The sequence below is a fragment of the Paenibacillus glacialis genome (assembly GCF_001637205.1).
Lineage (GTDB): Bacteria > Bacillota > Bacilli > Paenibacillales > Paenibacillaceae > Paenibacillus_AQ > Paenibacillus_AQ glacialis.
Map to the genome: position 1 here is coordinate 220,759 of NZ_LVJH01000003.1, position 24,669 is coordinate 245,427.

A 24,669-nucleotide genomic window follows, 5' to 3' on the forward strand; every position below is an offset into this window, starting at 1 on the left:
CACTTGATACTCTATTCCTTATATTTACGCGTAAAACGGGTGCCGTCCTTAGAGAAGGACGGCGTAGCCGTTTCTACTTAATTTTAGATATTTAGTAAAGGATGAAGCAACGATGGAAACCTTCAAAAGAAAAACACCAGAAGAAATCCTTATGTCTATCTACAAGTTGCATCGTGGACGATTAGAAATTCTCATTGGAGCCGTGAGTGGTTCAGGAAAAACGTATCACATGCTTAGAGAAGGACAACTTCTTAAGCAGCAAGGTATAGATGTTGTCATCTGTGCCGTTACAACATCTCAGCGATCTGAAACCGTAGAACAACTTGCTGATCTAGAACGTGTACCGAGCATTCATTGGACTAGGAATAATATAGAACAAAAAGATTTGAATTTAGACGTTCTACTGGAACGCAATCCAGAAGTGGTTCTAGTGGACTCGATTGCTCATCGAAATAGGCCTGATGCACGTTTTATGACAAGACTTGAGGATATCCAGTACCTGCTTAGTCAGGGTATTAGTGTCATCACCACGGCAAATATATATGATCTAGAAGGTGTAAGGGAAGTAGCTAGCAGAATGACTGGAATTGAAGTTAAAGAAACAGTACCTGCTAATACGCTATCGCTAGCTGATGAAGTTCGATTGATTGATGTAACCCCAGAAACACTATTGAGTCGGATTGCAACTGGGAAATTTCATCTCAGTCAGGCGGAAACAAATATTGTTTTCAAAAGGGGTAATTTAGCGATACTTCGTGAACTCGCTCTCCGTCATGTCGCTGAAGGGGTAAATGATTCACTGGAAAAGCACAACGATGAAATGGGAAACGTGGGTCCAACCGGCGTAACTGAAAAAATTCTAGTGTCAGCTCAATATCATTGGAATAGTTCGATATATATTCGCCGCGGGCAGCAAATTGCTAAAAGGCTAAATGGGGAGCTGTACGTTGTTACCTTTAGGAATCCACAAGATAAGATGAGCAGAGAAGCAGAAACGTTTAAGAGGTCGCTTGTGAAATTAGTTAAAAAAGTGAATGGTGAATTTGAGGAGCTGCCTTTCAGCTCGAGAAGGTCACTTCCGAATATATTAGTTAAGTATGCTATGGAGCATCGGGCAACACGGATTGTGTTAGGTCATTCGAAGCAAACGCTCTGGCAGGAGTGTTGGCAAGGTTCAATCATCCATGACATCCTAAAAAAGACTCGGAACGTGGATGTATTTGTGATTGCAGATCGAGCTGAGCATGAGGGAGAACGTATCCTACCCACAAAAGTGAAAGGTCCGAATGAGAGCTCGGTGTATCGGCGTTTAAGTTCTGAAGAAGTTGACCAGCAAATTGAAAGAATCAAACGGGGACAATTTAAAGTATATATTGGGTCTGCACCTGGTGTTGGTAAAACATACACCATGCTTCGAGAAGGAAATGATTTAGAGCGGATTGGAACGAATGTGACGATCGGACTTTTAGAAACGCACGGTCGTAAAGAGACAGGGGCTCAGGTAGGATCGCTTGGAATGATTCCAAGAAAAGTCATCGATTATCGCGGTACACTTCTAGAGGAGATGGACACGGAGGAGATTATTCGACAGGCTCCCGATGTTGTTCTCGTTGATGAGTTAGCGCATACCAATGTTCCAGGCAGTAAAAATAAAAAAAGGTTTGAAGATGTGATTGAGATTCTGAATGCGGGCATTTCGGTCATAACGACAATGAATGTACAGCATTTAGAAAGTCTAAATGATGCAGTTGAGCAAATTACAGGCGTTCGTGTAAGGGAAACCGTGCCTGATCATATTTTACGCTTAGCGGATGAAGTGCAGTTAATTGATGTAGCGCCGCAGTCTCTTCAACAAAGGATAAGGGAAGGAAAGGTATACGCGCTAGACAAGGTCGAACAATCGCTCGGTAATTTCTTTAAAACAGGTAACTTGATCGCTTTGCGTGAACTTGCTCTTAGAGAGATCGCAGATGACGTAGATGAGCGATTGGAGTCTTGGGAGCGAACAAGCTCTTTGAGAGGTCCTTGGCGTCGACAAGAGGTGATATACGTGTGCGTAGAATTAACAGCTCATGCGGAAAGCTTAATACGAAGAGGATTTCGAATTGCGCATCGCCTCAAAGCAACTTGGTACGTAACCTATGTCCAGTTAGAGGATTCGGAAACGAAAGAAGAAGATTCAGTACGCATTGAGGCGTTAGAGAAGCTAACGGAACGTTTAGGCGGTCACTTTAATATACTACAAGCGAGACGTCGCAGTCACATTGCAACGGTTCTCATTACCCAAGCGAACGAGCACAAAGTGACTCAGATTATCGTAGGTCAATCTAAGCTTCGATTCATTCAGGTGATTAGGAAAGGTTCTGTTGTGAAACGATTACTGCGTGCAGCACGACATGTAGATGTACTTGTTGTAGCGAGATTCTAAACGAATGGTTCAACTAACGTTATGTATTCATATTGCGTGGTGTACAATAACTTATATAAGGGAGGGAGGAGGAAAGAAACTCTCCTTCTCCCATAGAGCGGATTACTAACAGTGATGATGGCGATGACGACGTCTTTTAGCTTTAACTAAAAGTCTTTGACCAGGTCTTAGTACGATTTCAATTGTTCTATGACGTCTATGACGTCTATGGTGTCTATGTCCACACATGAATATCACCTCCTTTACTAGTAGGTCAGCTATCACAGTGTGAATTTATAGCGTGTTGATTATTAACAACAACAGTGTCTGTGATGATGGCGATGACGACGTCTTTTAACTTTAACACGAAGTTTTTGGCCAGGTCTTAGAATGACTTCAAACGTATTGTGATGTCTATGACGTCTATGGTGTCTATGTCCACACATGAGGATCACCTCCTTTACTAGTACAATATATTAATCATTCGTTGTTCTCGTGTGGGTTTCTAATGAAGATGGGGGAATGAGAATCAAGCTAACAGAAGTGTCTAAGGTGTCTGCGGTGATGCATTCTAACTGCTACAATCAGAGCTTTACGACCCTCAGGAACAACAATGACGATAGGGTTCCCGATGTCTTGAAAAGATGTATCACCTCCTTACATCGTCAATATATTAACTATTCGGACTTCTCGTGTGGGTTTCTAATAAAGATGGGACAATAGCCATTTTCAGACTATATAGATCGTATGAAAGACAAAAAAAACCACGGATTGTCACATGCCTGAAGGCTGTGAAATCCGTGGTTTTTTTGCAATTTCTATGAAATTTTATCTTAGAATCCTTTATATTGAGGTTCTTCGTTCTCTAATTGCTGTACACGCGTTTCTACTTGTTGCACGATTTGTTGCGCTTGTTCAGCTGCATTCGTAAATGTTGTTTTTGCTTCTTGATTTTGAGTTTCAATAGCGAATTGTTCAAGGCTGGCTTGAGCACCTTTTAAAGAAGCTAAGCATGTTTTTACTTGAGAAGCAACGGTCATCTGTTTCACCTCCTTATTATTTTATATTTTGTAAGGAAGTAACGAATCATATCTTATCCGGTTTTAGCTAAAGCCATACATCATTTTTCAATTAAAAAATAAGTGGAATTTGGTTAAAACGATACGTTAGAGGACATCTTACTGTGTAATAACTTTAAAAACGAACAGGAAAGAGGTATGTCAATATGCAGGAGTGGTTAATTGTTTCTTTACGTACCATCTTAACTATTGTCGTTCTTTTCTTTATGACAAAACTTCTTGGTAAAAGGCAAGTATCCCAGCTTTCTTTATTCGAATACATAACTGGAATTACGATCGGTAGTCTTGCAGCTACGATTCCAATCGAAATGGATGGTACCTGGCACTTGGGCCTTATATCCTTGGCTGTGTGGGTGACATGTTCGTTAGGTATTGAATTTTTAACGATAAAAAGTAAAATGGCCAGAAATCTCCTAGATGGTAAATCAACAATCCTTATTAAAGATGGTAAAGTTCTTGAGGAAAATTTAAAAAAAGAGCGACTTACGACAGATGAATTATTAGAGCAGCTAAGAAGTAAGGATGTGTTCAGATTAGCAGACGTAGAATTTGCCGTGATGGAGTCAAGCGGTGAAGTTAACGTCCTCTTAACAAGAGAAAATCAACCACTCACACCAAGCCATTTGGGTATTAAAGTTGCACCAGAACAAGAGACACAAGCCATCATTATGGATGGGAACATCATGGACGAGCCTTTATCAACTATTGGCTTAAACCGGCAATGGTTAGATACGGAGTTGGAGAAAATAGGTGTTGCCATTGAGAATGTATTTCTTGGTCAGGTTGATTCTTATGGGCAGTTATTCGTAGATCTATACGATGATCAGATTATTGTGCCGAAATCGCAGAATAAGGCTACATTATTTGCGACTTTGAAGAAGTGTGAAGCCGATCTGGAAATGTTCAGTTTGTCTACCGACAATCAACAAGTGAAGCAAATGTATGAGCGATGCTCAATTAGCATGGAGCAAGTCATCAACGACGTTAGACCGGCGCTTACTCGCTAGCTTATGTTACTGAGAAATGAAATGGAGGCAACATTATGGCGAATAAAAAAAAGGAAAAATTAACACCTACACAACAGGAGTATCAGGAACTGGCTCAGAGAATACAACCTCGAAGACCGGTTTTGAAAAATTGTATACGTGCCTTTATTGCTGGAGGAGTGCTTTGCCTAATTGGGCAAGCGGTTCAAGAAATGTTTGTTCATTGGGTTGGTTTTACGGAGAAGACAGCGGCAGACCCTACAGTGGCTGTAATGATTCTTATATCTGTAATATTGACGAGCCTTGGCGTATACGACAAATTAGCTCAATGGTCAGGGGCTGGAACAGCAGTGCCAGTTACAGGGTTTGCCAATTCTATGGCTTCAGCGGCAATTGAGCACCGAAGTGAAGGCATCGTTTTAGGTATTGGTGGGCAAATGTTCAAAATTGCGGGTCCAGTTATCGTATTTGGTACTGTGGCCGCTTTTATTGTCGGTATCTTAACATGGGTATTTCAAGGCGGAGGAGGTTCATGACATGCTAAAGGGACATCAAAGTTGGGTGTTTGAGAATAAACCGGTGATTCTCGGAACGGCAACGGTTGTAGGACCTTTTGAAGGTAGAGGACCGCTGGCTAAGGATTTTTCCATTATTCATGGAGACTCGATGCTGGAAGAGGCAAGTTGGGAAAAAGCCGAGAAGGTGTTGATTGAAGAGGCTGCTAAACTGGCAATAGAGAATGCTGGATTGACGAAAGAACAGGTTCAGTTTTATGTCGGTGGTGATTTGATGAATCAGATCATTAGTAGCAGTTTTGCTGCTCGCACATTATCTATTCCCTACCTTGGTGTATTTGGGGCTTGTTCAACATCGATGGAGAGCTTGGCAATTGCTTCGATGATCGTTAATTCTGGGTCAGCCCATTATACTTTGGCGGGCACATGTAGTCATAATGCAAGCGTGGAGAAACAGTTTCGTTACCCAACGGAATACGGGTCGCAGAAACCTCCAACTGCCCAATATACCGTAACCGGAGCAGGGGCGGCCATTGTATCAGACAAAGGCGAGGGTCCCGTAGTAACATCTGCTACAATCGGGAGGGTCATCGATATGGGTATCACGGATCCATTTAATATGGGTGCTGCCATGGCACCCGCTGCTGTCGATACGATGGAAGCTCATTTTCGTGACTTGAACATCCAACCTGGTCATTATGATTTAATCGTGACAGGTGATTTGTCCAAAGTTGGGTATGAAATCGCTTGTGAATTGTTGAAGAAGCATAATATTCCGATGCAGCAGACCGTATATAAAGACTGCGGGATGATGATTTACGACTACGACACACAGATGGTGCAGTCTGGTGCCAGTGGGTGCGGGTGTTCTGCGGTCGTTACGTACGGACATTTACTCAATCGCATGAGAAAAGGGGAACTTAAGCGGATGCTCGTTGTTGCAACGGGAGCACTTCTATCCCCGCTAAGTTTTCAACAAGGGGAAAGTATCCCGTGTATTGCTCATGCGGTATCCATAGAAGCTGGGAGGAATATTTCATGATATTTTTATGGGCATTTCTTGTGGGTGGTGCCATATGTGTCTTTGGACAAATTTGTTTCGATGTATTTAAGCTTGACCCTGCACATACGATGACCTTGTTAGTAGTGCTGGGTGCAGCCTTGGATGGCATAGGGTGGTACGAGCCGCTAATTGAATTTGCAGGTGCCGGGGCAACCGTTCCTATTACGAGCTTTGGAAATGCGCTGGTGCACGGGGCCATCACGGAATTGAAGAAAGATGGAGTGATCGGTATTATAACCGGGATATTTAAAGTGACAAGTGCAGGGATATCGGCAGCAATTATTTTCTCTTTCTTTGCTGCTCTATTTGTGAAACCAAAAGGATAGAGGATTAGTTAGCGCTGTTTAAAGGGGTGAAAGGATATCCTCTTTTCACAGCGTTTTTTTATAGATCAATTTTTCAATGTACATATGCTAGTCGCAATGCCCCCGGAAACAATCGAAATAACCGAATAGAAGAAAGTCTCCCATGATATCAGTAATCCTCCTATACCAATAATAAGTCCATCGGTTACAAGAATAATAATGCCTACATTTAAGTGAATATATTTAGATAATAGATTTGCAAGTAAATCCGTTCCGCCAGTGCTTGTCTCGAACCGTAACATTAGACCCAATCCAGTTCCAAGCAGAAATCCTCCGAACATAGAACTTGTTAGAGGTCCTAATTCAATATAATAGAGGAAATGGTACTGAAAAGGTGCTAGCAGCTCTATAAAAAGGGATGAAACAAGCATTCCTGTTAGGCTGTTATAAAAGAATGCACGATTTCGCACCCATGCCACGATGAAGATAGGAATACTGCACAATAGGATAACCAGTCCAATTCTGAATCCGAAAATGTAATTTATGATCAATGCGATACCAATAACTCCGCCATCTAATACTTTATAGGGAACGAGGTAGAAGTCTGTACCGATAGCGATCAATAAACTGCCCAGTACAATAATTGCGTATTTTTGTAGTGATTTCATATACACAGCTCCCTAAAAAACTCCCTAAACAACATGTCTCATATATATGCTTGTTTTAGCTAATACATGATATTAGCCCACTAAATAGATAAAACGATCTGTTTAGTGGGCTATTTGTATAACTAGGCTTGAATAGATTAATAATGAGGTAATAGTCATGTGCATATGGTGTAAATGTATTGTATGATTAATAAATCGTATACTAAGTGTAGAAAATAGAATCTCTAACGTTGTGAGGGGAAGTGGATTTGTGCAAGGGAACGCTGCTTTACTAAAAGATGCTACGAAAGTGTTAGCTCAGACTAGTCGAACGTTTATTATTCCAATTAGCCATCTAGGACCGGGACTCCGAGAAGCTGTTACAGCAGGGTACCTAAGTATGAGAGCTATTGATGAGATTGAAGATCATGAGACACTTCCAAAAGAAGATAAGATTTCCCTATTACAATCGATTTCTACATTATTAAATAAGACTTTTACAGATGAAGATTTCGCATCCTTATTTGCACCCTATAAGAAGGATCTCCCTGAGGTTAGTCTTCGAATGACAGATTGGATCAAGTTAGCTCCACTACAAACAAAGGAAATGATATGTCGTTATACTGCGACGATGGCGCATGGGATGGCTGAATGGGTGATAAAGAACTGGAACATTCAGAATAAAGAGGATTTAGATGACTATACCTATTATGTGGCTGGATTAGTTGGGATCATGTTGTCCGATTTATGGACTTTGTATGGAGAAAGTGACGTAAGTAAGGACCAAAGTGTTGCATTTGGACGAGGATTACAGCTAGTCAATATTATTAGTAATCGTTCAGAGGATTCAGAGCGTGGAGTGAACTTCCATCCACCAGGATGGAGTTTTGAGGAAATGCTGGATTATGCTCGTCAGAACTTGAAGATTGCTGAATCCTATACGAGTCGTATTAAGTTAGATCCCATTTATAATTTTTGCAAAATCCCCCTTGCACTTGCGACCGGAACATTAGATGCAATCGTATCCGGAAAGTCCAAGCTTAACCGTATTTCTGTGCTCAAGATTGTAAGTGGAGCTGTCCGATAAGTTATTTAAGGACGGATCGTTACACGTGTGTTTATAGGGGCTAGTGGAGAAAGAGCAAGGACGTCACTATTATACATTCGAATACATCCATGGGATACTTCTCTCCCAATAGAGGAAGGGTCGTCAGTACCATGAATGCCATAATGGGGTTTGGACAGACCCATCCATAACGCACCAAATGGGCCACCTGGATTTAGCTGTTTGTTAATAATAGTGAATTCACCCGCAGGGGTCCTTGTCAGCATTTTCCCAATCCCTACGGGGAAGGACCTGATAACACGATCACCGTCGAGCAAATATAGATTTCGATCAGATAGATCTACGATGATTCGATTATTTGGCATATGAATGATCACTCCTTTATATCGTAGGATATGTGATATCTATGTTGGGTGTGAACAGTAGACCAATAAGAAGAAGGGGCTGTGCCGTCCTTAATAAGGATGACACAGCCCCTTCTTCGAAGATGTTTTCTTACCATTAAAAAAAGCACCCGGAATATGGATTCAGAGTGCTTTCGCTTGCAGCATGACAAGCTATATATTTAATCCCGTTAGCCATGATGTTTCGGCTACAGTCGGTCCCTTTAGCAGTTGGGTTACAGAATAATTGACTTCCAACACAACAAAAGCCCTACCTCTCTTTTGTCCTTGCGGCTCCAATGACCGCGCCAGTGTGAATCAGATACGTCTTTAAAACTCTACTCAATTTGGGTTTTAACAAAATAGAAATTTCAACTTCATTAGGTGAAGGGTTATTCTTCTTGCGAGGAACGCTTAGGGGATTAAATTATTTTTTAACACTTTACATATCATAACACATATAAAGTCTGATATCAACCTATTTACGCAACATGACGTTTTTCAAAAACTCATTTTCATTTGAAACATAAAAAACCGCACTCGTGTATCACATCTCATTCATCCTAAATGGAGGTTGAGAGGGATGCCACAGGTGACTGGTTTTTTGAGTTTATTAAATATGTTATTTTACTTCTTTGGTGACCAGAGTATAGCTGTCATTCGTCATTTCAAGCAGGTCTTGTATACCTGATGTTGCATAAATCTTCTTGTCCGTTGTAATGAATAGCGCATCTACATGTGCTGTGTTCTCAATGAATGCCAACCCTTGTTCAAGTCCTAGTGCAAATATCGTGGTGGACAGTCCATCGGCATCGATGGATTTATCTGTTAAGATGGTGACGCTATTGATATCATTCTCTACAGGGAAACCCGTCTTGGGATCAAGAATATGGTGATAGTGTTTACCATTCTCTACGAAATAGCGTTCATATACTCCGGAAGTTACTATGGTCTTATTGTCTACATGAATGTTGCCGATAGGATTACCACGTGATTCATCAGGATCTTGAATGCCAATAGTCCATAATTGATCTCCAGGTTTCTTACCCATAGCAAATACATTTCCACCAAGGTCTATAATGGCACTTTTAAATCCTTTATTTTGTAGATATTCTACGATTTTGTCTGCCGCAAAGCCTTTAGCAATAGATCCAAGGTCAAGTTCCATTCCTTTTTCCGATAGGTATATTTCTTGTTTATCCGGATTGAGCTTAACGTTCTTGTAATTGGTGAGTTTCATGGCTTCAGCAATCTTATCCATAGGAGGTACCTTCGCACCTTCATGCCCGATGTTCCACAATGAGACGAGAGGGCCGATAGCCAGATCGAATCGACCAAGGGACCGTTCCGAATATTCTAACGCTTTGGATACGACAAAGAAGGTGTCATCAGATACGTGTACAGGTTTCAAGCCAGCGTTTCTATTGACGTCTGCAAGCTCACTTTTGTCGTTACTACGGTTCATTTGGATCTCAATTGTATCGAGAATACCCTGAATATCTTCGAAATTATGATCGGTGACTTCTTCGTCATAAACCCGTACTTGTACGATGGTATCAAATACATAAAAGGATTTGGATAGAGGGTTAACCGTTGGAACAGAAGGTGATTCCGAGTTTGCACAGCCCGTTAGACCGATAGATAGGCACAATAGGAGTAGTAGTAGTAAGTGTCTAAATGGTTTCATGTATGTCCTCCATATTCAGCTCATTTTCGCCCTGAATTATACTTAAAATTCTATATAAAAGATATGATATATGTCATGTTTGGTGCAAATAGTGACGTATTGTCTCTGTAAATTGATCGTTTTATGACAATCGTGAAAATCATCCAATAATATGTAATTATGATTGAAGCAATTCCAGAAGATAGGTATAATTAAAGCGTCTAAGATTTAGACAATTAAAATATAAGGGAGTTACCCATGAAACGCGGAGACCTGCTAATCATTGCTATCATTGCTGCTGTGGCGTTATTTTTCTTGGTTCCCAGATGGCTTCCTGGTGACGAAAGTGAAAACAATCACAATGAAATCCTCACGGCTGACATTACTCTAAATGGTAAGTTGTATAAGACCGTCGAGTTGACTAAAGAAGAACAAATCATCGAAATAAGATCGGAACGTGGGACGAATGTTGTAAAAGTACATGATTATGGTGTCGAAATGTACGATACAGATTGTCCAGATAAAGTATGTCTCACCTTTGGATTTATTCAGAAACCGAAACAGAGCATTATTTGTTTGCCCCATCGCGTTATGGTTGAAATAAACGGGGTACAAGATGTAGGAGATGAGCCTGATGCCATTGTCAACTGAAGAATCCACGCGAATGCTGAAAAGAACAGTTATGATCGCTATTTTTGCTGCAGTAGCGGTAGTTCTAAGTATAGTAGAGTCTATTATTCCTGTTAATTTACAAATACCAGGTGCCAAACTAGGGCTAGCCAACATCATGATATTGACCTGTTTATATTTTCTAAGAGGTAGAGATGCACTGATGTTAGTCATACTAAAAACGATTATTACGGCCTTTATCTTCGGAACTTTCTCTAGTATGTTGTTCAGTCTTTTTGGGTCATTGTTTAGCTTTATAGTCATGTTTCTAGTTATGAAATTGGGTCGTAATCAAGTTAGCTTGATTGGAGTCAGCATTGTAGGTGGTGTGGGTCATAACTTCGGACAAATTACAGCAGCATCCATTGTCTTCCAAAGTTCGAATATTTACTATTATATGCCCTTATTGTTGATAACGGGTTTGGTAACAGGAATTCTGGTTGGTATAGCTGTCAAATATTTAGTGCCTTCTTTAACTAAGCTATCTTTGTTTGAGGAATTTCAGACTAACCGTTAGGAAGAGGGAGACGAACATGAAGCAACATGACTTGAAAGAACCTCATTATACGCCGGATGCAACTGAATCCACCTCACAAAGTTCTGATGTAATTCCGGGCCCAGGTTACCCAGCTATTGAACTTGTCGGGGTAAGTTATGGATACGGAAAGGACCTTCCAGTTATCGATGATATCTCTCTGAGTATTCCACAAGGGCAATGGGTGACACTGGTCGGAGCGAACGGCTGTGGTAAATCAACCCTTGTGAAGCTAATGAATGCTCTTCTTTCCAAAGGTGAAGGTTCCATTATGGTGAAGGGTAAAGAATTGCAATCAGATACAATTGGTGATATCAGGAAGGCGATAGGGATGGTATTTCAGAACCCTGACAATCAATTTATTGGAGCTACAGTAGAAGAGGACATTGTTTTTGGTCTTGAGGGTCAATGCCTTTCTATAGAAGTGATGGAGGAAAGAGTGAACTCCTATGCGGAGAAGCTAGGTATCACGGAGCTACTGGACAAACATCCAAGTGAGCTATCGGGAGGTCAGAAGCAACGTGTAGCCATTGCATCGATTTTAAGTATGGAGCCTGAGATCGTCATTTTTGATGAAGCTTCATCGATGTTGGATGAGAGGACACGAAATGATTTGCTCAATATTTTGTCTGATATGCATAAGAGTGGACGATACACCATTATTTCTATTACGCACGATGCGCAAGAGATAGCTGCGTCTGAACGAGTGCTCGTATTACACGAAGGTAAACTTATTGCGGATCGAACACCAACAGATCTATTTCAAGATGAGAAAATTCTCGAGATGAGTCATTTAATCGCACCCTTCGCCTTTCAACTTACGACAGCGTTGCATAGGTACGGCGTGGACATCTCGATTCCCAATTGCGAAAAGGAACTTACGGAGGCACTATGGCCATTACATTCAATCAAGTGAGTTATGAGTACGACGCCAACAGCATGTGGAGCCAAGCGGCCCTGCAAGGAGTCAATTTACATTTAGAATCAGGTATTTTGGCAGGTGTTGCGGGAGCCACAGGTTCTGGTAAGTCTACACTGCTTCAGATGTTCAACGGAATATTGAAACCAACTTCAGGAACGGTTCAGGTACTTGATATTACGCTAAAAGGTGGAGAAAAGGCACCTAAGCTCCATCAATTACGCAAAAGAGTAGGGCTCGTCTTTCAATTTCCTGAACAGCAATTATTTGAAGATACGGTGGAGAAGGACTTATGCTTCGGTCCTATAAACTTCGGATATAGCTTGGAAGAAGCCAAAGATCGAGCGCGGAGAGCAATGGAGCAAATGGGATTGGATTTAAGCTTACTTTCACGTAATCCATTTCAGCTGAGTGGTGGACAAATGCGCAAGGTAGCGATTGCTTCTGTATTAACCATGGACCCTGAAATATTAGTGCTCGATGAACCAACAGCGACGCTTGATCCCGTGAGTAGAGCAGAATTAATTCAACTGTTACATCGTCTATGTCGTGAAGATGGGAGGACGGTTATCATTGTGACACATCGAATGGATGAGTTACTTCCTTTTGCGAATCAGTGGATTGTTCTCCACGAAGGTCTAACCGTCTTTCAAGGGACGGTTAAAGCTTTAATCGAACAAGCTGATCGAATGGAGTCTTACGGTATTACCATTCCACAGTCAATACGTTATTGGCGTTCGCTATCTGAGAAATTCGGATGGAGTGAAGAAGATCCTTGCTTGAGTGCAGAGGCGATGTCTAAGCGGATTGCACATTTGGTCAACTCAGAGGACGTATAAAGGGAAGAGGGATCGAGGGTGAGCGAGAAATTGCTAATCGGCCGAACGATTGATACTGGCTCATGGGTACACAGTATTGATCCTCGTGCGAAGATGGTAGCGATGATGTTATATGTTGTAATTATTATCTTGTCCAATACATGGTTAGAGATGGCTTATGTCATTTTGTTTTCCTTAATTATTATCTCGTTAACACGTATTCATATTAAATATTTCATTAGAGCTGCTAAGCCATTATGGGTATTAATGCTCTTTATCTTTATTGTTCAGTGTATAAAAGTGGACGATAAGAACGGTGCGATACTCCTGAGTATCGGCTCTTGGAATCTATATTTTGAAGGGTTTAAATTAGGACTATTCTCTGTGTTAAGAATGGTGTTCCTTGTATCCTTTACAGCGATTCTAACCTTTACGACGACACCGGGTCGTCTTAATCAGGGGTTAGAGGGTGTGTTGAAGCCACTAAAGGTTGTACGAGTGTCACCTGATCGGTTCACATTGATGGTCAGCATTGCACTTCGGTTTATTCCGTCGATTCTTGAGGAAGCCCAGATTATACTCAAGGCACAAGCATCTCGTGGCGCTGATTTAAGAGAACTTCCGTGGAAAGAGAAGGGGAAGATGCTTGTCTCTTTGCTGGTTCCTGTTACGGTGGGCGCATTTCGCAGGGCTGAGGATCTGGTTCATTCTATGGAATCACGAGGATTCCGATTGGGAGAACCGCGTACAAAGTATCACCGTCTGGTATGGAGAAAGCGAGATACGATATTTATATGCTTCTTCATTGTAATGCTTGTTGCTATGGTGTGGATGTCGGGTTATGGAACTGGAGAACTTTGGACGCTATAAAGAGTTAACTACTTCTTGGTGGAGGCGATTGTAATGGCACGTTACTTTAATGGAAAAGAAATTGAACTACTAGCACCGGTTGGAACATTCGAAATTTTCAAGGAAGTTATTCAAGCACCTTGTGATGCTGTTTTCTTTGGTGGACCGAGTCTGAATATGCGTATGATGCGTAAAGGATACAACTTTACACTAGAAGAAATTGTTCAAGCAACTGATATAGCACATGAACTACATAAAAAAGTATATGTTACGGTGAATAACCTCCTTAGTGAGGACGATGTAGAAGAGGCTAAAGATTACCTGCGCTTTCTTGAAGGAGCGCAGGTAGATGCTCTGATTGTGCAGGACTATGCCGTAGTGAAGCTGATTCAAGAGATGGGGCTTGATCTCAAAGTCCATTCCTCTGTAATGATGAATGTCCATAATTTAGAGACCGTCCGACTGCTACAAGAACTTGGTGTGACGCGTGTCGTAACATCAAGAGAAATGGATCTACAAACAGCTCGATATATTTGGAGTCAAAGCGGAATGGAATTAGAGTATTTCATCCATGGAGATATGTGTGTAGCACATGGGGCTAACTGTCATTTCAGCTCTGTTGTGTTCGGGATGAGTGGTAGTCGAGGTAAGTGTATGAAGCCATGTCGGTGGGAGTATCGTGTGAAGAAAGACGGAAATATCTATCCAGCGGATTATCCACTTGCTGTGAAAGATATGTATATGTATGAGAATATCCCTGAATTGATTGAGTCGGGTATTTGTTCATTCAAAATTGAAGGACGGATGCGGGATGTAGACTTCATCTTGTTATTGATCAACAGTTATGGGGATGCCATTGATCGGTATATTGAAGATCCAATCGGGTATGAGCGTACAGTGGATAGTGACAAGCTGTATGAGAATCGTAAACGAGATTTCTCCACGGCCTATGCCTTTGGTAAGCCAGGATTGTCTAATATGAATCGGAGGTACGAAGGTACCGGGAAGTTCTATAGTACAGGTAAAGTATTCAGCACACCAACGGCTGAGCGTTCAATGAAGGAAGAGCGTGTTGCAGAGCTACGGGAGCAGCTGTCACAAGTACAACGTTTGGAACGGTCCTCTCGCCCAGAATTAAGCGTTCGCGTGAATAATATGGAACAGGCTCGTATGGCGATAGAAGAGGGCGTTGATCATCTGTACCTTTCAGGTGATGTGTATCTACCAGATGTACCGTTCACGAAGAAGAATATTATTGAACTAAGTGGCATCAAAGGCACAACCAAGTTGTATCTCGGATTGCCTCGGATGATGACGGAGCTCCATTTTGAACAATATGGCGAATTACTCTCTAGAGAACCATTAGGAATTGACGGTCTAGTAGTGACTAACAGTGGTGCTATTCATGCATTTGCGGATAAAGGGTATCCATTGATTGGAGATACTAGCTTGAATATATACAATCATTTAGCTGCTGAGATGTATGCCGGTCTAGGCGTACAAAGAATGACGATATCGCCAGAGATGACTGCGGAACATTTCACAGGGCTACTCAAGAACTCCAGATTGCCTTTGGAAGCAGTCGTACATGGATCTCCAACAGTCATGTATATGGAGCATGATCTCTATGAAAACACGGAGGTACATGAATCCGTCGGAGAAGAAAATAATCATTACGTAGATAATTCAGTGCTTGTGTTGATGACCGATAAGGGTGAGAATCCGGTATATCGTGATCAGCATGGTCGGAATCATCTGACAATGGCTAAAGAAATCTGTTACCTTCCCTTGTTGAAGGAGTTGGCGGAGGCGGGATTATCTCACTTCCGAATTGAGGGTGCAACCTACTCTGTGAGTCAGTTACGTACAATTATTTGCGCTTATAAGGCGGCCATAGTTGGGGAACAGTTTGAAGAGCTTCAACCCGTGTATGCCGGATATACGCTTGGTTCATTGCAATTTAATTGATAAAACCACACAAAGCATAGGTTTATACAGCTATTTAAAGAACTCGCATATCAGACGAGAGGGAGAATCCGCATGAAATCCATGACAGAACACTATATCGGACCCGAAGAGATCAAGGCAAAGCGAGCATCGTACTTTTATCCCTGTACCCAACATTTCTATCAGAAACCGCCTCAGATCGTGAAAGGCTCGATGCAACATCTGTACGATGATCAAGGGCAGGAATATATAGACTTTTTTGCAGGTGTCTCTGTTGTAGCTTGTGGACACTGTAATCCTTCCATTACGGATGCAACGCTGAATCAGATTCAGAGGCTACAGCATACCACTACTATATATTTGACACAGCCGATTGTAGACTTGGCAGAACGTCTTGCTGAGCTATTGCCTGGAACACTACAACGGACTTTCTTCGTTAACAGTGGTACTGAAGCTAACGAAGGAGCACTTCTATTAGCAAGGATGCACACGGGGCGTAAAGGCTTTATCGCTCTTGAACAAGGCCTGCATGGTCGAAGTAATCTGACGATGAGTGTTACGGGGTTGTCTATGTGGCGTACGGATCCCTTTTTAGAGGAAGAAGTGTACTTCATCCCACGTCCCTATCGTACAGGAGTAACTCCTGAGGAGGCGGCTCAAGATTCCCTTAAAGCGCTCGATAAGGTGCTAGAGGAAAAGGGAGATACGATTGCAGCATTGATCATAGAGCCTATTCAAGGGAATGGGGGCATCATAGTACCACCAGATGGCTACTTACAGGAAGTGAAGGCACGCCTCGAACGCTATGGTGTACTTATGATTGCTGATGAAATCCAGACGGGGTTTGGACGAACAGGTCGGATGTTTGCTATAGAACATTTTGACGTAGTACCTGATATCATTTCTATGGCGAAGGCGCTAGGGAATGGTGTCCCTATTGGGGCTTTTTCTACTACAGATCATATTGCAGCATCTTTAAATCGGCCATCAGCTTCGACATTTGGCGGGAATCCTGTATCTTCCGTTACAGGAATGGCTGTTTTAGACTACATCGGTGAAGAGAGACTCGTAGAACGTTCAGAGGAGCTTGGTCACATACTCATGCAAGGATTAGAACAGCTTATGAAAAGACATGGAGCGGTGATCTCAGAGGTGCGTGGTAAAGGATTGATGATCGGGGTGGAGTTACTAGCTTCTAATCCAGATCTCGGAGCTATATTAACGGATCAAGTACTTGAGGAGATGAAGGAACAAGGTTTCCTTATCGGTAAGAATGGCATCTATCGCAATGTATTAGCTTTCCAACCTCCACTGGTCATCCAGGATGAGGACATCCAGAAGATGCTGAAGGCACTAGATATAGTGTTAGAGAGAGTGGAAGCGTCCAAGGCGGCAGGGGTGGGAAGGAATCCTCGTTGAGGATGAATGGTGGATTGCATTGAATATTAGACCTATATTTCAAAAAAGTAAGCAATTTGGTGAACTGGTCATGTTCTCACATACATTGTTTTCGTTACCTTTTGCTGTGATCTCCATGGTATGGGCTGCAGGCGGGTGGCCCTCGTGGTGGATAATGATTTGGGGATTAATTGCCCTTATTGGTGCTCGTAACGGAGCTAATGCCTTTAATAGACTCGCTGACCGTAAGTTTGACGAACAGAACCCGCGTACCGCTACAAGGCATCTTCCACAGAGATTACTTGGGACGCGTGAAGTTATTATTTTTGTAATCATCAATTATCTTATCTTTGTCATTGCAGCGTCGATGCTAAATCCATTGTGTATGATCCTGTCACCGGTGGGTATTCTCCTCATCACGGTATATTCATATACGAAACGGTTTACATGGCTCAGCCATCTGTACCTCGGATTCGTAATCGCATCCGCTCCCATTGGAGCATGGTTTGCGGTGACAGGAGAGTTCGCTTTCACACCCTTTGTGTTGGGAACCGTTGTGATGCTCTGGATTGCAGGCTTTGATGTAATATATGGAACGCAAGACATTGAGTTCGACCGTAATCATGGCTTGTGGTCCATTCCTAGTTTCTTCGGTTTGAAAACGGCACTATGGATGGCTAAAGGCATGCACATTGTCATGCTGGTACTGTTACTATTTCTCTACTATTTCAGAGATTTGAGCTGGATGTATCTTATCGGATTAGGAATTGCGGCCATTTTGCTCATGACGGAACATGGTATTATCAAACCTCACCAACCTAAATTAATGAAGATTGCTGCGTATAACCTAAATCAAGTGATTAGTATGGTGATCGTAGCTTGTACCTTAATAGACTTCTTTTTTATCGCTTAGCTCATTGAACATCGGAATACACAAAAGAACCTCCCTACATCATTTGAACATGATGAGGGAGGTTCTTTTGTGTGTAGAGAGAATCTTATAGATCTTCTCTTAATGATCACGTCCTGCAAAATAATTGAGCAGGGATTGGAGATCCCGATGTGCAGGGAAAGATGATAACTGCTCAATAATGTCTTGAGCCTTGTTCAAATAATCATGACTAAGCTGTTCCGTTTGTTCTAACGCACCAGATGAAGTAATCATGTTAATAGCTTCTTTAATTTCTACGTCTGTTGAACCTTCATGAATCGCTCGAATGGTAGTTGCAAGCTCAGGTTTTTGCAGGGCGTAGATGACAGGCAACGTGACTTGTCCGTGGATGAGATCACTTCCTGTCGGTTTGCCAAGTATATCAGGCGTCTGCGTAAAGTCTAACAGATCATCATGGATTTGAAATGACATTCCCAGATACTCACCAAATGTGTATAGTAGGTCCGCAACGTCAGGATCAGCTTCCGTAGATAAAGCCCCTACTCGTAAACAAGTAGCCATTAATTGAGCTGTTTTATTCCGCGACTTTTCTAAATATTCATCTAGTGTTAGATCATAATCATACCGATGCTCAAGTTGCTCATACTCACCAATACATAGCTGAGCTGTTGCAATCGCTGATAAGTCACGTATATAAAGATCTTTGTTAGAGGAGTAGCTAGATAGGAGTTCAATCACACGAGCAGACATGTAACTGCCAATATGAACGGCTTCAGCTACTCCCGTCATCGTATGCATCGAGGGCTGTCCACGACGCAAATCTGATCGGTCAATAATGTCATCATGAATCAGAGAGGAAGCATGAATGAATTCAACAGTCGCGGCCAATTGAAGCTGTGGTTTACCTGTTGGAATGGTGCCGAAGCGACTCCCTACAACAACCATCAAAGGGCGCAGCCTTTTTCCTCCAGATCGGATAAGTGCAAGGATACTTTTAGATAAAACAGAGGAAAATGGTACATCTCTATCCAATCTAACGATATCCTCAATGTTCTTGTTGATACGTCGCAAATTGATATTCAGAGTCTCATGTAGTTTCATGTTGTTTAACCTACCTGTTCTACAGTTGCGGTGGATACATTACGTCTGAATTCAAGATTTAAGAACTGTTCCAAGCAGGTGTATAACAACTCAACTTCGGAATGTCCTTCAGCACCTCGGATCTGCCACTTTTTGATGTGGGGTGCTAGGTATGATATCAGATCGATTTCTTCAAACTGGACGGCTAATTGAATATAAAGACTGTATAAATAATCACCATCTAGCACCTTGCGGGTTAGATTTGGATCAGAATAATTACAGTCTTTATGACGACTTGTGGCAAGCTTAAGTACAGTGTAAAGTGCGAGAAGATGAACTTTACGCTCATAAGCTAAGTCGTAACTATTCAGTAGAGATTCCGTAACCAGCATTTCTGTTCGATCGATGTCCAACGCAATTCCAGCCTTTGGCGAACACTCAGCTTGGAGTAGTTGGAAGGTTTCATTCATAAGTTGTGTGTGCATATGCTTCACCCCTTGGATCGGTTTTCATCATACCTTCAAGACCATATAAAATAAGGAGAGTAATGTGCGATTCGCACATTACTCTAATGTATAGCTTACTTTGGTAATTAAGAAGTTGTGAAACATCAGTCTGTAAATAAGTACCATCTTCTAACAAGCGGGATCTTCTTCCATTGCTTCTTCAACCAAGGAAGAACGTAGTAGTCAAGACCAAATACGCTTCCTGAACCGCCAATAGTAGCAATTGCAGCTGTTACGTACCAGAGCATTTCATAAGGTGCCATACCTGATGTCCAGATCATAACGCCCATACCGATCGTCCCGATCGAAGATACAGCAGTGAATAGACCAAGAATGAGTAGCACACCAAAGGTGATTTCTGCAAGAACCATACCTGTTTGGAATACTTGAGCCAATACAGTATAGCCACCATCTGAGTTATAGAAGAATAAATCCATAAAGACATTCATAATGCTAGTTATGAATCCAGGAACTGGTAGAGCCGTTAACGTCTCACCTGTCGTAGCAACGGCAGAAGCTGCGGCTTGAGCATCGACAGTCTGAGCAACGGCAGTTACAGCTTCACTTGCAGCTGAGGTAACATCAGCGGTAGGAGATGCAGGGATCAAGAAAATGCGAGATGGGTCATCCCATATCTTACCGATCTTCTCCCAACCTTCATGAAGCCACATGTAACCTACATAGATACGTAGTGGAACTAGCCAGAAATTCGGTGAACGTTTGGAGAAGTGACCTCCAAGGAAGCTTCTGCGATTCTCCACATGGAAGAATTCATGCATCATGTAAGTCCATACTTTATTAAAGCCAGCAACGGTTGATAAATAGAATAGATTAATAAAGTGCTTAGACATCATAGCCATAAATCCGGTAAGCATGAACATCTTATTAGGAAGTCCTACGTTTGCAACACCGTAACGGCTTCCGATCGATACCATCGTTCCGTGAAACGCAGGTTTGTAAGATTTCTTCGCTTTACCTGTCACATCTGCATGAATGTTATGAGCAATCAGTGGAGCAGCGTGCTCAGCGTTCTCAACCATCTGAGGAACTGGACGAGTCTCACCTTCAGGAATAAAGAAAATATTGTCTCCGACAACATACACATTCTCATGATCTAAGCTTTGTAATTTGTCGTTGGTTTCAATACGTCTGCGACCTTGTTGCTTCACATCTAATGAGCCTACAAGATCAGAGCCTTCAACACCAGCTGTCCAAACAATCGTATTAGCTGCGATCTCAGTATCGCCAAGCTTGACAGCAGTAGGATCAACACCCGTAATTTTGGCATTCGTAATGATCTCAACACCCATTTTACGGAGGTGAGTCTCTGATTTAGCGATCAGCTTATCGGGTAGAATAGGTAGAATCTTAGCTGCCATATCTGCAACGACTAAGCGAACGTCTTGAGCGTCAATATAGAACTCCTTGCATAACTCATCGCGGAACTCAGCCATTTCACCGATCAATTCAACACCTGTAAAGCCTGCTCCTACAACAACGAAGGAGAGTTTTGTCTTACGGATAACTGGATCTTTTTCTTTTGCGGCTTCACTAAACATGTCGCGAATTTGTTTCTTCAATCGAACTGCATCTTCGAAAGACCATAATGTAAATGCATTTTCTTCTGCACCAGGAATGCCGAAGAAGGTTGGTTTACTACCTGTTCCGATGACTAGGTAATCATAGTCATATGTAGTCTTGTCTGATATTAAGGTTTTACCTTCAAAATCAATTTTGCTGATGTCATCAAGGACAACATCCACTTTCTGATTGGCAAAAATCTTCTTCAGGTCAATCTTAACTGCATCTTCCGGGGTACGATTAGCCGCTACCTCATGAAGTTCTGTTAAGAGTGTGTGATACGGATTACGATCGATCAATTGAATTTGAACGTCGTTATTTTTCTTGAATTTGTTAGCTAATTTCTTGGCGGTGAGAACACCACCGTAACCTCCGCCCAAAAGGACAATTTTCTTCATTGATAGTTCACCTCGTTATTATGTCGGATTTATTTCAACACTTCATGATACCAATAATCACCAACGCTAGACAGTAATTATTTGGCAGCTTCGAGCGCCTTTTGTGACAACGTAACAAAGTCTGATACATGAATGGTTACACCAGAGATAGCGTCTGTTTTACCTTCTGCGTTCATAGTGATCGCAGCTGGATCTTGTTTCTCAATCAAGAAAGCTTGAGCTGCTTGAGCCTCTTCGTGCCATTCAGCAACAGATCCACCATTTGCCTTCATACCGTATTTACCTTCAATAGAGTTCGCTTGTTTATCTTCTCCAGCTTCATTCACACCACTGAAGAAAGCATAAATGATTTTTCCGTTAGCAACGGTAAGATCAGTAGTACTCTTCCAACCAGATGTAGCATCAAATGCATCTGCCTCAGCATGATATGATCCATCTTTATATGTTCCAGGTTCAGCAGGGCCTGCATCCAAAGCTTTCTTCGCCAATGTAGCTAAGTCATTCACGTGAATAGAAACGCCTGAGATTGCATCTGTTTTACCTTCTGTATTCAATGTAATTGCTGCAGGATCTTGTTTCTCAATTAGGAATTTTTCAGCTAATGCAGCTTGTTCATACCATTCGGCTTGTGCTTTACCGATTTCTTTCATACCATACTTACCAGCTTTATCTAGTGTTTTCTTGTCAGGTCCACCCTTGGAGCTAACAAAGTTCCAATCTGCCGTTGCAATTTTTCCGTCTTTAACGGTTAGTACAATATAAGGTTTCCATCCGCTTTTTGCATCGAAGTCGCCTTCAGCATAATAAGCGCCGTCTGTATATTGACCTTGTGTTGCTGCTGGTGCAGTAGCTTCAGTAGTTGGCTCGGTTGTAGAAGGTTCAGCTGCCTTATTGTTGTTACCACATGCTGCGAGTACACCGACCATCATCAAGCTGCACAATAGGATAGACCATTTCTTTTTCATTTGTATTACCCCCATATTAATTAAATTTAATATATTAAAATGTGAACCATTAGAACAAGGGAACACACTTTGCTATCCAAATAGGCAAGTGGCGAATGATTAAATATCTATGAGAAAATGGTACCATGATCTTTATCTCAATATATGTGAAAAAAATCACACTCAGAGCAAAAATATCACTAATTTTAAATATTTTTTCCTTCGATTTGTCCACATTATATCAAATATTGTCGTATTTAGGAAGAAAAGAAGGAAAAAATATAAAAATATTAGATATTTCTACTAACTATAACGTTCATACGATTTGCCGTGGACTCTTTTGTGGACCCTTAAACTGGATAGGATGAGAATAAATACTGCTTCACCCAAGAGAATGGCACCGATGGCATCGTAAATAACATGCTGCTTCACCATAAATGTAGAAATGATAATGGTTAATGAGCATATGGAGAAAATGGCTTTTGTGCGGAATCGTATTTTTGTTGAGTTCCAAGAGGCCCTCATCACAAGATAAGAGTATAGGGAGTGAATACTCGGGAAACAGTTGAATGGTTTATCACTTCGATAGATCCATTGCAGCAGCTGAATATCCCAGCCATGACCAATAACGATGGGGCGAGGTACATTTGTTTGAAAATAGTAATAGATCAAATAGCATACAGCTACGCTTATATTCATAGAAAATAGTGTGCGGAAATAAAGTTGACGATCCTTCCAGCACAAATACGCCATAGCCAGAAAAATATAAGGATACCAAGCCAAATAAGGAAGGCTCATCGCGGGTACTAGGGGAATTATATCGTCGATGGGCGAGGTAAGTACGAATGAGTCGCGTGTGAATGAATTTAGGACATTGTAGATTAGACCCATAACCCCGAGTGAACCAAGTAGACTGAGAGACCATACATATGATTTGTTGAACCAAGTTGACAAGCGAATAAACCCCTTTGTATGTGAGAATAGAAATTTCAAGAAAATTAGGGAGCAATGAAAGTTAATGAAAGGCATATGACTGTCATGTTACGAATCTACCATTATAGTGATGGTTTATGTTCTGAGCTATAATTGCTTATTGAATTATACCTCTCAATTTATAAATTTCAAAAGGAAGGATTAGCCTCATTTAGAATGAACTGAGCTTGGGTTGGCTTTTAGTAATGGATTGACACATTATTAGGGAGTGTTGCAAGCGCATGCTAGATAGGTGAGAAAGGATACATCGGCTTGCTTAAATAAGATTGACAGTTGACTACCTGCCTGTAAAATGGGGACAAAAGAGAGATTTATAGAGGAGTGCTAACTTTTAGGAGGTTTCTATGGGGTTTCAGGCTATGGTATTAGGTGCTACAGGATTAGTCGGTGGATTCGTAGTTAAAGAATTACTGAATCGAGCAGATTACGATGTTGTGAAGGTACTTGTTAGGAGGCCTCTAGGTATCCAACATCCGAAGCTCAAGGAGATTCTAGTGGATTGGGATACCTTGGATCAACACCAAGAGTTGTTCGAGGACGTTCTAGATGTATTCTGTTGTTTGGGTACTACGATCAAGAAAGCTGGATCTCAAGAACAGTTTCGCAAGGTGGATTTTGAATATCCGTTAGTTGCTGCTCAACTAGCACATAAGGCAGGTGTTCGCCAATTCCTTTGTATATCGGCTATGGGAGCGGATCCTTCTTCACGGCTGTTCTATAACCGGACTAAAGGTGAAGTTGAGAATGCTATTTCCCGAGAAGGGATTCCAGCGGTTCATTTATTTAGACCATCGTTACTTCTAGGGGATCGGAAAGAGAAACGGTTGGGCGAAGGGATAAGTGCACGTCTTATGACAACGCTAGACTTTCTTTTCCGTGGGAAGGCGGCCAAATATCGAGCAATTCCAGCTGAAGTGGTGGCCCACGCTATGGTGAGTATTGCATTAGCGGGTCCGCTAGGGGTACATATTTATCCTAATGATGTTATTCATGCCGTAGGGCTGGTACAATAATACTTATAAA

At 41.7% G+C, this 24,669-nt stretch carries 24 protein-coding genes; 15 read left to right on the top strand and 9 right to left on the bottom strand.

Translation table 11 applies throughout. The features are described from left to right. Positions 1-112: 112 nt before the first annotated feature. Positions 113-2,428, top strand: a complete 2,316-nt coding sequence (locus PGLA_RS03855) for a universal stress protein (RefSeq protein ID WP_068528961.1) — start codon at positions 113-115, stop codon at positions 2,426-2,428. 812 nt (positions 2,429-3,240) lie between these two features. On the opposite strand, the gene PGLA_RS03860 is transcribed toward PGLA_RS03855, so the two are convergent. Further along, positions 3,241-3,447, bottom strand: a complete 207-nt coding sequence (locus PGLA_RS03860) for a DUF1657 domain-containing protein (protein WP_068528964.1) — start codon at positions 3,445-3,447, stop codon at positions 3,241-3,243. Between the two features lie 185 nt (positions 3,448-3,632). Here PGLA_RS03860 and PGLA_RS03865 point away from each other — a divergent pair, with 185 nt between their 5' ends. From PGLA_RS03865 to spoVAE, 4 genes are read left to right on the top strand one after another with little or no spacing between them, the layout of a single operon-like run. Beyond that, positions 3,633-4,493 carry a DUF421 domain-containing protein gene (locus tag PGLA_RS03865; RefSeq protein ID WP_068528967.1) on the top strand — a complete coding sequence of 287 codons (861 nt, stop codon included), beginning with the start codon at positions 3,633-3,635 and terminating at the stop codon, positions 4,491-4,493. Positions 4,494-4,528: 35 nt separating this feature from the next. Next, the gene (spoVAC, locus tag PGLA_RS03870; protein ID WP_068528970.1) at positions 4,529-5,008 is read left to right on the top strand and encodes a stage V sporulation protein AC; all 480 of its coding nucleotides are present in this window, start codon (positions 4,529-4,531) and stop codon (positions 5,006-5,008) included. Between the two features lies 1 nt (position 5,009). Beyond that, positions 5,010-6,029 carry a stage V sporulation protein AD gene (gene spoVAD, locus PGLA_RS03875; RefSeq protein ID WP_068528973.1) on the top strand — a complete coding sequence of 340 codons (1,020 nt, stop codon included), beginning with the start codon at positions 5,010-5,012 and terminating at the stop codon, positions 6,027-6,029. Further along, positions 6,026-6,376 carry a stage V sporulation protein AE gene (gene spoVAE / locus PGLA_RS03880; RefSeq protein WP_068528975.1) on the top strand — a complete coding sequence of 117 codons (351 nt, stop codon included), beginning with the start codon at positions 6,026-6,028 and terminating at the stop codon, positions 6,374-6,376. Before spoVAD ends, spoVAE begins: the two co-directional genes overlap by 4 nt. A gap of 65 nt (positions 6,377-6,441) precedes the next feature. On the opposite strand, the gene PGLA_RS03885 is transcribed toward spoVAE, so the two are convergent. Next, complete coding sequence (locus PGLA_RS03885) at positions 6,442-7,023, bottom strand: YitT family protein (RefSeq protein WP_068528978.1); 582 nt, start codon at positions 7,021-7,023, stop codon at positions 6,442-6,444. A gap of 250 nt (positions 7,024-7,273) precedes the next feature. Here PGLA_RS03885 and PGLA_RS03890 point away from each other — a divergent pair, with 250 nt between their 5' ends. After that, positions 7,274-8,089, top strand: a complete 816-nt coding sequence (locus PGLA_RS03890) for a squalene/phytoene synthase family protein (RefSeq protein WP_068528980.1) — start codon at positions 7,274-7,276, stop codon at positions 8,087-8,089. A gap of 5 nt (positions 8,090-8,094) precedes the next feature. Here PGLA_RS03890 and PGLA_RS03895 read toward each other — a convergent pair whose 3' ends face one another. After that, a complete protein-coding gene (locus tag PGLA_RS03895; protein WP_068528983.1) occupies positions 8,095-8,433 on the bottom strand; it encodes a L,D-transpeptidase in 339 nt (112 codons plus the stop codon). 640 nt (positions 8,434-9,073) lie between these two features. After that, positions 9,074-10,138: an FAD:protein FMN transferase gene (locus PGLA_RS03900; RefSeq protein WP_068528985.1), complete on the bottom strand. Its 1,065-nt coding sequence runs from the start codon at positions 10,136-10,138 to the stop codon at positions 9,074-9,076. 237 nt (positions 10,139-10,375) lie between these two features. Between PGLA_RS03900 and PGLA_RS03905 the strand changes: the two genes are divergently transcribed. From PGLA_RS03905 to PGLA_RS03940, 8 genes are all read left to right on the top strand, one after another. Beyond that, the gene (locus PGLA_RS03905) at positions 10,376-10,768 is read left to right on the top strand and encodes a NusG domain II-containing protein (RefSeq protein WP_068528988.1); all 393 of its coding nucleotides are present in this window, start codon (positions 10,376-10,378) and stop codon (positions 10,766-10,768) included. Further along, positions 10,752-11,303 (top strand): Gx transporter family protein, encoded by a 552-nt coding sequence (locus PGLA_RS03910; RefSeq protein WP_211269496.1) that lies wholly within the window; start codon positions 10,752-10,754, stop codon positions 11,301-11,303. Before PGLA_RS03905 ends, PGLA_RS03910 begins: the two co-directional genes overlap by 17 nt. Before the next feature lie 16 nt (positions 11,304-11,319). Beyond that, entirely contained in the window at positions 11,320-12,237 is a 918-nt protein-coding gene (locus PGLA_RS03915; protein WP_084410705.1) for an ATP-binding cassette domain-containing protein, read from the top strand. Then, on the top strand, positions 12,213-13,079 hold the full coding sequence (locus PGLA_RS03920) for an energy-coupling factor transporter ATPase (RefSeq protein ID WP_068528994.1): 867 nt from the start codon (positions 12,213-12,215) through the stop codon (positions 13,077-13,079). The genes PGLA_RS03915 and PGLA_RS03920 overlap by 25 nt, the downstream gene beginning before the upstream one ends. Positions 13,080-13,097: 18 nt before the next feature. Continuing rightward, positions 13,098-13,928, top strand: a complete 831-nt coding sequence (locus PGLA_RS03925) for an energy-coupling factor transporter transmembrane component T family protein (RefSeq protein WP_068528997.1) — start codon at positions 13,098-13,100, stop codon at positions 13,926-13,928. 33 nt (positions 13,929-13,961) lie between these two features. Beyond that, on the top strand, positions 13,962-15,875 hold the full coding sequence (locus PGLA_RS03930) for a peptidase U32 family protein (RefSeq protein WP_068528999.1): 1,914 nt from the start codon (positions 13,962-13,964) through the stop codon (positions 15,873-15,875). Positions 15,876-15,947: 72 nt separating this feature from the next. Next, positions 15,948-17,273 (top strand): aspartate aminotransferase family protein, encoded by a 1,326-nt coding sequence (locus PGLA_RS03935; RefSeq protein ID WP_068529003.1) that lies wholly within the window; start codon positions 15,948-15,950, stop codon positions 17,271-17,273. 19 nt (positions 17,274-17,292) lie between these two features. Next, complete coding sequence (locus PGLA_RS03940; RefSeq protein WP_068529006.1) at positions 17,293-18,165, top strand: UbiA-like polyprenyltransferase; 873 nt, start codon at positions 17,293-17,295, stop codon at positions 18,163-18,165. A 99-nt stretch (positions 18,166-18,264) separates the two neighbouring features. Here PGLA_RS03940 and PGLA_RS03945 read toward each other — a convergent pair whose 3' ends face one another. From PGLA_RS03945 to PGLA_RS26510, 5 genes are all read right to left on the bottom strand, one after another. Further along, positions 18,265-19,245, bottom strand: coding sequence for a polyprenyl synthetase family protein (locus tag PGLA_RS03945; protein ID WP_068529009.1), 981 nt, complete (start codon positions 19,243-19,245; stop codon positions 18,265-18,267). Between the two features lie 5 nt (positions 19,246-19,250). Then, positions 19,251-19,709 (bottom strand): hypothetical protein, encoded by a 459-nt coding sequence (locus tag PGLA_RS03950; RefSeq protein ID WP_068529012.1) that lies wholly within the window; start codon positions 19,707-19,709, stop codon positions 19,251-19,253. A gap of 125 nt (positions 19,710-19,834) precedes the next feature. Beyond that, positions 19,835-21,709 carry an FAD-dependent oxidoreductase gene (locus PGLA_RS03955; protein WP_068529015.1) on the bottom strand — a complete coding sequence of 625 codons (1,875 nt, stop codon included), beginning with the start codon at positions 21,707-21,709 and terminating at the stop codon, positions 19,835-19,837. A gap of 77 nt (positions 21,710-21,786) precedes the next feature. Continuing rightward, positions 21,787-22,674 carry an FMN-binding protein gene (locus tag PGLA_RS03960; protein WP_068529018.1) on the bottom strand — a complete coding sequence of 296 codons (888 nt, stop codon included), beginning with the start codon at positions 22,672-22,674 and terminating at the stop codon, positions 21,787-21,789. 282 nt (positions 22,675-22,956) lie between these two features. Beyond that, on the bottom strand, positions 22,957-23,607 hold the full coding sequence (locus tag PGLA_RS26510; RefSeq protein ID WP_161487836.1) for a phosphatase PAP2 family protein: 651 nt from the start codon (positions 23,605-23,607) through the stop codon (positions 22,957-22,959). A gap of 383 nt (positions 23,608-23,990) precedes the next feature. Here PGLA_RS26510 and PGLA_RS03965 point away from each other — a divergent pair, with 383 nt between their 5' ends. Then, positions 23,991-24,659, top strand: coding sequence for an oxidoreductase (locus PGLA_RS03965; RefSeq protein WP_068529021.1), 669 nt, complete (start codon positions 23,991-23,993; stop codon positions 24,657-24,659). Positions 24,660-24,669 lie beyond the last annotated feature (10 nt).

Excerpts from the sequence above, each read along its gene's own strand:
- PGLA_RS03855 (WP_068528961.1), top strand. The coding sequence starts at position 113 with ATGGAAACCTTCAAAAGAAAAACACCAGAAGAAATCCTTATGTCTATC.
- PGLA_RS03860 (WP_068528964.1), bottom strand. The coding sequence starts at position 3,447 with ATGACCGTTGCTTCTCAAGTAAAAACATGCTTAGCTTCTTTAAAAGGT.
- PGLA_RS03865 (WP_068528967.1), top strand. The coding sequence starts at position 3,633 with ATGCAGGAGTGGTTAATTGTTTCTTTACGTACCATCTTAACTATTGTC.
- spoVAC (WP_068528970.1), top strand. The coding sequence starts at position 4,529 with ATGGCGAATAAAAAAAAGGAAAAATTAACACCTACACAACAGGAGTAT.
- spoVAD (WP_068528973.1), top strand. The coding sequence starts at position 5,010 with ATGCTAAAGGGACATCAAAGTTGGGTGTTTGAGAATAAACCGGTGATT.
- spoVAE (WP_068528975.1), top strand. The coding sequence starts at position 6,026 with ATGATATTTTTATGGGCATTTCTTGTGGGTGGTGCCATATGTGTCTTT.
- PGLA_RS03885 (WP_068528978.1), bottom strand. The coding sequence starts at position 7,023 with ATGAAATCACTACAAAAATACGCAATTATTGTACTGGGCAGTTTATTG.
- PGLA_RS03895 (WP_068528983.1), bottom strand. The coding sequence starts at position 8,433 with ATGCCAAATAATCGAATCATCGTAGATCTATCTGATCGAAATCTATAT.
- PGLA_RS03900 (WP_068528985.1), bottom strand. The coding sequence starts at position 10,138 with ATGAAACCATTTAGACACTTACTACTACTACTCCTATTGTGCCTATCT.
- PGLA_RS03905 (WP_068528988.1), top strand. The coding sequence starts at position 10,376 with ATGAAACGCGGAGACCTGCTAATCATTGCTATCATTGCTGCTGTGGCG.
- PGLA_RS03910 (WP_211269496.1), top strand. The coding sequence starts at position 10,752 with ATGCCATTGTCAACTGAAGAATCCACGCGAATGCTGAAAAGAACAGTT.
- PGLA_RS03915 (WP_084410705.1), top strand. The coding sequence starts at position 11,320 with ATGAAGCAACATGACTTGAAAGAACCTCATTATACGCCGGATGCAACT.
- PGLA_RS03920 (WP_068528994.1), top strand. The coding sequence starts at position 12,213 with ATGGCCATTACATTCAATCAAGTGAGTTATGAGTACGACGCCAACAGC.
- PGLA_RS03930 (WP_068528999.1), top strand. The coding sequence starts at position 13,962 with ATGGCACGTTACTTTAATGGAAAAGAAATTGAACTACTAGCACCGGTT.
- PGLA_RS03935 (WP_068529003.1), top strand. The coding sequence starts at position 15,948 with ATGAAATCCATGACAGAACACTATATCGGACCCGAAGAGATCAAGGCA.
- PGLA_RS03945 (WP_068529009.1), bottom strand. The coding sequence starts at position 19,245 with ATGAAACTACATGAGACTCTGAATATCAATTTGCGACGTATCAACAAG.
- PGLA_RS03950 (WP_068529012.1), bottom strand. The coding sequence starts at position 19,709 with ATGCACACACAACTTATGAATGAAACCTTCCAACTACTCCAAGCTGAG.
- PGLA_RS03955 (WP_068529015.1), bottom strand. The coding sequence starts at position 21,709 with ATGAAGAAAATTGTCCTTTTGGGCGGAGGTTACGGTGGTGTTCTCACC.
- PGLA_RS03960 (WP_068529018.1), bottom strand. The coding sequence starts at position 22,674 with ATGAAAAAGAAATGGTCTATCCTATTGTGCAGCTTGATGATGGTCGGT.
- PGLA_RS03965 (WP_068529021.1), top strand. The coding sequence starts at position 23,991 with ATGGGGTTTCAGGCTATGGTATTAGGTGCTACAGGATTAGTCGGTGGA.